Source organism: Trinickia sp. (assembly GCF_035492435.1).
Classification (GTDB): domain Bacteria; phylum Pseudomonadota; class Gammaproteobacteria; order Burkholderiales; family Burkholderiaceae; genus Trinickia.
The window spans coordinates 1-7,332 of the sequence record NZ_DATJJF010000100.1; the positions used below are offsets into that span (position 1 = coordinate 1).

Here is a 7,332-nt window from a genome sequence, read left to right on the forward strand (position 1 = left end):
CGGCGAATTCTGGCGGCACGATCTCGCTCTTCTCGATCGGTACGGCCGGTGCACTGACGGCGCTCACGCCCCCGACGACGCCTTCGGCTCATGCTGCAGTCATACAGATAGTCCCGCTCTGAGCATAGCGAAAGAACCGTCATGCCGGTTCCCGCCGCGGCATCCGCCACGCCCCTCGGTGACGTGAGGAGCTTGGCCGCAGCGGCGGGCTTCACTTGCTTGAGTACGAAATGCCCGCCGAGCGGCGCATGCAGCGGCGACAACATATCGGACGATTCCCATTCGACTGCCAGCTGCGTTGTTTCAATCATTTAGCCCTCGAGCCAGCGGGTGCGCATTGCCGCATTGGAATCGCATGCGTCGTGACGACAGAATCGCAATAAACGATGAAGTAACCCGCATCGAGCACGTCTAGCGCCAGCAGTTCCTCTTCCCCTCCGATGAAAAGACACGGCTCCTAGCCACCGAGCGCCCGAAATACGGAAGTGCGAAATACGCACGCACCGGCCATGTAGGCGATCAATGCTGGCCCTGGCAAATCCTCTCGATCCAGCGGACTCGCATTCATACGCCAGCACATCGGATCGATCCGGCTCGTCTCGCTCACGAGCACCTTACCCGACAACACAGCAACATGCGGTGCTGAATCGAGCACACATACCTCTCGAAGCGAGCTCGCTTCCCAATGCGTATCGTCGTCGCTGAAAGCGACGTACTCGGTCGTCGCGAACATGGCTGCGCGATTGCGCCCAGCCTCTCCCAGGTTGCTACCGCACTCAACCACACGCTCCGGGGAAACGGCGCTGCAACCTCCACCACGGTCGAATCCTGCGAGTCATTGTCGGCAACGATGACAGGAGGTTTCTCCGGAAGAGCCAATAGCCGTTCGACGGTCCGCACCACCTCATGCACGCATTTATGCGCAAGCACGATTCCCGATATGCGTGCATTCGTCACGTTCATTAAAGGCATGAAGATGAAATAGCAGTTAGCAAAAATGAATCCCGGACCTTCGACGATTCATCAACGGATCTCACCCGGTGCTGCGTTATTACATTCATCCCTGTAAGAGCGGCGCCCTGAGAAAACCGGTAATTAAAGACAACAGAAGCGTTGCAGCTACGGCTCAATGCTTCTGCATGTTGACCGCGCCCCGCATGCGATAGGCACAGCGAATGCTGTTACGGTTTTGAACGCCTCGCGGTCTGGAACCAAACGCGAAGCCCGCCGAGCGGGTGGCCGACCTCGTTTTTCCAAGCAAGGGACAGCTATGAAAATCGCATTGGTCAGTGAACACGCGTCGCCGCTCGCGTCGGCGGGTGGCGTCGACAGCGGCGGACAAAACATCTACGTAGCGAATGTGGCGCGGCAATTGCGCCGAATGGGTCACGAGGTGGACGTCTTCACGCGGCGTGATTGCGCGGTGCTACCTGTCTCGCTCGATATGGACGGCGTGCGTGTGATCCACGTGCCGGCAGGGCCGCCGACGCGCATGCCCAAAGAAGCGCTGCTGCCCTATATGGCCGAATTCGCCGACTTTCTGCTCGGCTTTTGCAGAGAGCAGCGGCGAAGATACGATGTCATTCACGCGAACTTCTTTATGTCAGGCTTGGCTTCCTTGAAAACCAAGCAAGTGCTCGGCATCCCGCTTGTCATGACGTTTCACGCGCTAGGCAAAGTGCGCAGATTTCATCAAGGTGCCGACGACGGGTTTCCCGACGATCGCTTCGACATCGAAGAGCGGCTCGTGCGTGAAGCGGACTCCATCATCGCCGAATGCCCTCAGGATGCGGCTGATCTGTGCAAGCACTACGCGACCGGCTCCGATCGCATTCGCATCATTCCCTGCGGCTTCGAGCCCGCGGAGTTCGGGCCGTTTGATTGCAGCCGCGCGCGTGCCACATTAGGCTGGCGCGCCGATCAATTCACCGTGTTGCAGCTCGGTCGGCTCGTACCGCGCAAGGGCATCGACAACGTCATGCACGCGCTCGCGCTGCTGCGTGGGGCCATGAGCGTGGACGCACACCTATACGTCGTCGGCGGCAACGCGGACATGCCCAATGAAATCGCAACGCCCGAGATCGCGCGTCTACGCGGCGTCGCGACCGCTTGTGGCGTCGCCGAGCATGTCACATTCATCGGCAGGCGCGGACGTGCGCAATTGCGCACCTTCTACGGTGCGGCCGACGTCTTCGTCACGACCCCATGGTACGAACCCTTCGGCATCACGCCGATCGAGGCGATGGCTTGTGCCAGGCCGGTGGTGGGCGCCGACGTTGGCGGGATTCGTTACAGCGTCGTTGACGGCAAGACCGGATTTCTGGTTCCGCCTCGCAACCCCGAAGCGCTCGCAACGTGCCTCGCCAAACTTGCTCGTAACCCCGCACTTGCGCACGACATGGGTATGGCCGGCCTCGCGCGCGCTCACGCACACTTCACTTGGAGCAGTGTCGCGCAACAGTTAGAAGCGCTTTATCGGCATGTGACAGGCGTGGCCGGCCTACGGTCGGGCGCCGAGCAGATGCCCGAAGGGCTTCAGATTGCCAGTGTGCGCACCGCGGTAGGACGCATGTGAAGGTGGCACACAGTGACGCCACCATGCTCAAACGCGCAGTCTTCCTCGACAAGGACGGCACATTGCTGGACGACGTGCCCTACAACGTGAACCCCGCGCTGATGCACTTTAGCCGTGGCGCGCGCGAATCCCTCGCACTCTTTGGCGCACACAGCTTTACGCTCGTGGTCGTAAGTAATCAGAGCGGTGTGGCTTTGGGGAGATTTTCGTATGAGGCCCTCACCCTAGTCGAATTGCGACTGCATGAGATGTTCGCAGCGTGCGGCGTCATGCTCGCTGGCGCGTACTGGTGCCCGCATCATCCGAACGGGGTCGTCGCACCGCACGCTGTGGCCTGTAGCTGCCGAAAGCCCGAACCGGGCCTAGTGCTGAAAGCTGCGCGCGAGCATGCGCTCGACCTTCGGCAAAGCTGGTTCGTCGGTGACATCCTCGACGATATCGAAGCCGGTGCGCGCGCTGGCTGTCGCACGGTGCTTATCGACAACGGCAACGAGACGCAATGGCGTGATGCGCCGCTGCGCAGGCCAACCCTGCGAGTACCCGATCTCTACCGCGCCGCGCTCGCCATCGTCGGATCGCCGAGATGCAAGCATCGGATTGCCTCCCGCTCATCGAGTCTCGTCTCGTCGGAGGTGCAACGATGAACGCAGTGCCTTTCACCGTCGCGCCTACCCATCCACATGCCGATGAGCGTGAATCGACTGTCACGCGTTGGGGCAACGACGTAAAGCGCATACTCTGTGTGCGGCTCGATCGCCTAGGCGACGTGTTGATGACGACACCCGCTATCCACGCGCTGCGTGCGGCGGCACCCGAGCGGCATATCACTTTGCTCACCTCCTCGGTTGGCGCGAAGCTTGCGCCGTTTCTCGACGACGTCGACGAAGTGATCGCCTATGACGCCCCCTGGCATGGTGTGACGGCGCAGCACGATCCAACGACAGACATGGCGATGATTCGCGCATTGCGCGAGCGGCGCTTCGATGCGGCCGTCATTTTCACCTTCTACAGTCAGAGCCCGCTGCCCTCTGCGATGCTCTGTTATCTGGCGGGCATCGCCAGACGGCTTGCGCATTGTCGAGAGAATCCCTATCAACTTTTGACGGACTGGGTGTGGGAGCCGGAGCCGCAATGCGGTGTACGCCATGAAGCTGAGCGGCAATTGCAGCTCGTCGCGAGGATCGGCGCCACGAGCACTGAGACACGCATGCGTTTCAAAATCAGCCCACGGCTTCGCCGGTCGCTGACGCGACGGCTCGTCGTACACGGGCTCAGTCCTTGCGGTCCTTGGTTCGTGATCCATCCGGGGGCAAGCGCCGCGTCGCGTCGATATCCGCCTGAGCGATTTGGCGAAGTCGCCGCACGGCTCGTGCGGCTCTCGCCATTGCCAATTCTGCTCACCGGCACTCGCGACGAACGAGACCTAATTCGTAACGTGATCGACTGTGCCGGGTCAGCGGCTCAGGCCCGACTACACGACCTATCGGGAGAACTCGACATCGGCGAACTAGGCGCGCTGATCGAGCGTGCTTGCGTACTCATCGCCAACAATAGCGGCCCGGTTCATCTAGCCTCGGCACTCGGCACGCCTGTGGTCGACCTTTACGCGTTGACCAATCCGCAGCACACCCCGTGGCAGACCGAGCATCGCATGCTGTTTCGTGACGTCGAATGCCGCTGGTGCTATCGCGGCGTCTGCCCGAAAGGTCATCACGCTTGCTTGCTAGGCGTGCCACCTGCGGAGGTCGCCAGCGCGGCGCTCGAGCTAGCCGCAAAGCACCGTTCGGTTACACCGCACGGTAACGACATCGCCCGGGCCGCCACGCCAAGCGGTGCCGCCACTCCGTGTCTGCCTGATCACTGATAAGACGCACGCCATGTATACCCTTGGAATCAATGCCGTCTATCACGATAGCGCCGCCACGCTAGTACGCGACGGCGTCGTCGTGGCCGCCGCCGAGGACGAGCGGTTTACCCACATCAAGCATGCAAAGCGGCCCGTGCCGTTCTCCACCTGGCAGTTGCCGTTCGATGCCATCGATTACTGCTTGAGAGAAGCGGGCATCACGCTCGCGGACGTCGACCACGTAGCCTACTCGTATGATCCCGCGCTGCTGCCGATCATGCCTGCGATGCCAAATAAGCGCGCCACGATCGCGTTGCCTCTCGAACCCGGTCCGTCGGCGTCCTCGTGGGATGCACTTTTTCTAAGCTTTATCGTCAATGCGCGCGGGCAGTTGATCGACGGCTCGCCGCTCCATATGGCAAAGCGCTTTCGCTCGCCACCGGATGGACATCGCTTCGCCTGGCATTACGTCGAGCACCATCTCGCGCACGAAGCGAGCGCATTTCTGGCCGCGCCACCCGGCGACACGGCCGTGCTGACCATGGACGGCCGCGGCGAGGGTGTGACGACGAGTCTTGGCGCGTTTGTCAGCGGCAAGTACAGCCGGATCAAGCAGGTCGAACTGCCCCATTCGCTCGGCCTCCTTTACGAAGCGGTGACAAGCTGGCTCGGCTTCTTGCACTCCTCTGACGAGTACAAGGTCATGGCACTCGCCGCCTTCGGTCGGCCCGCGTACGCGCATGTGTTTCGCGAAATCGTCCGTTACCGCGGCGACGGCAGTTATGTCGTCGATGAGCCTCGGCTCGTGGAGCGGTTCGGTCCGCCACGCGAGCGCGGCACCCCACTTGACGCGCGCCATTACGATGTCGCGAGCTCGCTCCAAACCGTGCTGGAGGAGACCGTTTTGCAGCTTGCGCACTGGCTGCACGCCCGCACCGGATTGCCGCGACTATGCATGGCCGGCGGAGTGGCGCTCAACTGTGTGATGAACGCGCGGGTTCGCGACGACGGCCCGTTCGAGGAGGTCTGGGTACAGCCCGCCGCGGGCGATGCCGGAACGGCGCTCGGCGCAGCACTCTGGATTGACTGGTGCGAACGCAACCGGCAGGGCGACCGCACCCGCCGCTGGACGATGAATCACGCGTACCTGGGACCTTCGTACACAGAATCCGAAATCGAGGCATTGCTGCGCTGGTGCAAGGTGCCGTTCAGGCGGTTGACCGATCTTGCGGGCGAGACAGCCGATCTGCTCGCAGCCGGCAAGATCATTGGCTGGCATCAAGGACGCACCGAGTTTGGCCCTCGCGCGCTAGGTTCGCGTTCGATACTTGCTTCGCCCATCGTCCCCGACATGCAAGCGCGGCTCAATGAAATCAAAGATCGTGAGGACTTTCGGCCCGTCGCGCCCGTGGTCATGGAAGAACATGCCTCAGACTGGTTCGTCGGGGCAGGTAAAGCGCCGTTCATGCTGTTCGTCTTCCGTATGCGGCCAGAGCGCGCGGAACGCGTTCCGGCAGTGCGGCACGTTGACGGCACAGCCCGCGTGCAGACCATCAACCGGCAACAGCACCCGCTTTACTACGACCTCCTTGCCGCGTTTTATGCCCGCACGGCCGTGCCGGTCCTCGTCAACACCTCGTTCAACACTCGCGGAGAACCGATGGTCAATTCACCACGCGACGCGCTGGAATCGTTTTGGACCTCGCCGCTCGATGCGCTCGTGATCGGACCGTTTCTCGTCACGAAACAAGGAGCCACCGCGTGAACGCGCGTCATCCGCCAAGGGCCGATCGATCGGCCACCGATTCGTTCTCGCTCGCAGCGCCAGCCAACGCCATATCGGTGACATCCGCCTCGCCAGACAGCTTGCTGCCGGCCATCGCGCGCCCGGACGTCTCTGTGATCGTACCGACGTGGCTGCGGCCGGGACTGCTCGAGCGATGCCTCGCCGCCCTCGCGCGGCAAACGCTGGCGCCCGCGCGTTACGAGATCGTGGTCTGTGACGATGGCCCCGACGATGCCACGCGTTCGCTCGTCGAGCGCTTCGCCGCGGAAAGCCGCGCGCGCGGGCTTGAAATTCGCTATTTGCCGATCGCGGCGACGCAAGGGCCTGCCGCTGCGCGAAACGCTGGCTGGCGGCACGCGCGCGCCCCCGTGATCGCCTTTACCGACGACGACACGATTGCCGATGCTGGCTGGCTCGAAGCCGGCCTCGCAGCCATGTCGGAGAGCGTAGCGGCCGCCGCCGGCACCATCGTCGTGCCGCTGCCCGAACGCCCCACGGACTATGAGGCCGACGCCAGCGGCTTGGCACGCGCGGACTTCGCCACCGCCAATGTCTTTGTCAGACGCAACGCGCTCATGATCGTCGGCGGATTCGACGAGCGCTTTACGGCCGCATGGCGTGAAGACTCCGACTTGCAATTCTCGCTCATGCGCGCGTGTGGACGCATCGTCCGCGCGCATGATGCGATCGTCGTACATCCAGTGCGCCCCGCGCGCTTTGGCGTGAGTCTCGCTCAACAAAAAAAGAGCCGTTTTGAAGCCCTTCTTTATGCAAAGCATCGCAGGCTTTACAAACGGCACATCGCGCGCAGGCCGCCGCTCAACTATTACGCGATCGTTCTCAGTGCCATCTCAGCCGTCTTCGGCGCAGCTTGCCACGCGATTTTGATCGCCATTCTGGGTGGATTCCTCTGGCTCGGCTTGACTGCACGGTTCTTTTCGAGGCGCATGCGCGGGCGTAGCCGCCAATGGCGGCATGTGGCGGAGATGGCAGTGACCTCCCCGCTCATTCCGTTTCTTTCAATTTACTGGCGCATTCGCGGCGCTGTCAGCTACCGCACATGGTTTCTATGAACGACAGCGCGCCGGTGCGCGCACTCTTTCCAACGCCGAATCGCGTCGCGAT

Annotated in this window: 7 protein-coding genes; 5 read left to right on the forward strand and 2 right to left on the reverse strand. The window is 62.2% G+C overall.

Annotation, left to right across the window (positions count from 1 at the left end):
* Window positions 1-311: hypothetical protein (locus VL598_RS07415; RefSeq protein ID WP_325326054.1), on the reverse strand; the 311-nt coding region annotated here is incomplete at its 3' end.
* Window positions 312-457: 146 nt separating this feature from the next.
* The gene (locus VL598_RS07420) at window positions 458-733 is read right to left on the reverse strand and encodes a hypothetical protein (protein WP_325326055.1); all 276 of its coding nucleotides are present in this window, start codon (window positions 731-733) and stop codon (window positions 458-460) included.
* A 537-nt stretch (window positions 734-1,270) separates the two neighbouring features.
* Here VL598_RS07420 and VL598_RS07425 point away from each other — a divergent pair.
* The 5 genes from VL598_RS07425 to VL598_RS07445 all read left to right on the forward strand — a co-directional run bounded on the left by VL598_RS07425 (window position 1,271) and on the right by VL598_RS07445 (window position 7,280).
* On the forward strand, window positions 1,271-2,575 hold the full coding sequence (locus tag VL598_RS07425) for a glycosyltransferase family 1 protein (protein ID WP_325326056.1): 1,305 nt from the start codon (window positions 1,271-1,273) through the stop codon (window positions 2,573-2,575).
* A gap of 23 nt (window positions 2,576-2,598) precedes the next feature.
* A complete protein-coding gene (locus tag VL598_RS07430; protein ID WP_325326057.1) occupies window positions 2,599-3,219 on the forward strand; it encodes an HAD family hydrolase in 621 nt (206 codons plus the stop codon).
* Window positions 3,216-4,439 (forward strand): glycosyltransferase family 9 protein, encoded by a 1,224-nt coding sequence (locus VL598_RS07435; RefSeq protein WP_325326058.1) that lies wholly within the window; start codon window positions 3,216-3,218, stop codon window positions 4,437-4,439. The genes VL598_RS07430 and VL598_RS07435 overlap by 4 nt, the downstream gene beginning before the upstream one ends.
* Window positions 4,440-4,452: 13 nt before the next feature.
* Window positions 4,453-6,186: a carbamoyltransferase family protein gene (locus VL598_RS07440; RefSeq protein WP_325326059.1), complete on the forward strand. Its 1,734-nt coding sequence runs from the start codon at window positions 4,453-4,455 to the stop codon at window positions 6,184-6,186.
* A gap of 71 nt (window positions 6,187-6,257) precedes the next feature.
* Window positions 6,258-7,280: a glycosyltransferase family 2 protein gene (locus VL598_RS07445; RefSeq protein ID WP_325326060.1), complete on the forward strand. Its 1,023-nt coding sequence runs from the start codon at window positions 6,258-6,260 to the stop codon at window positions 7,278-7,280.
* The last annotated feature ends 52 nt before the right edge of the window (window positions 7,281-7,332 follow it).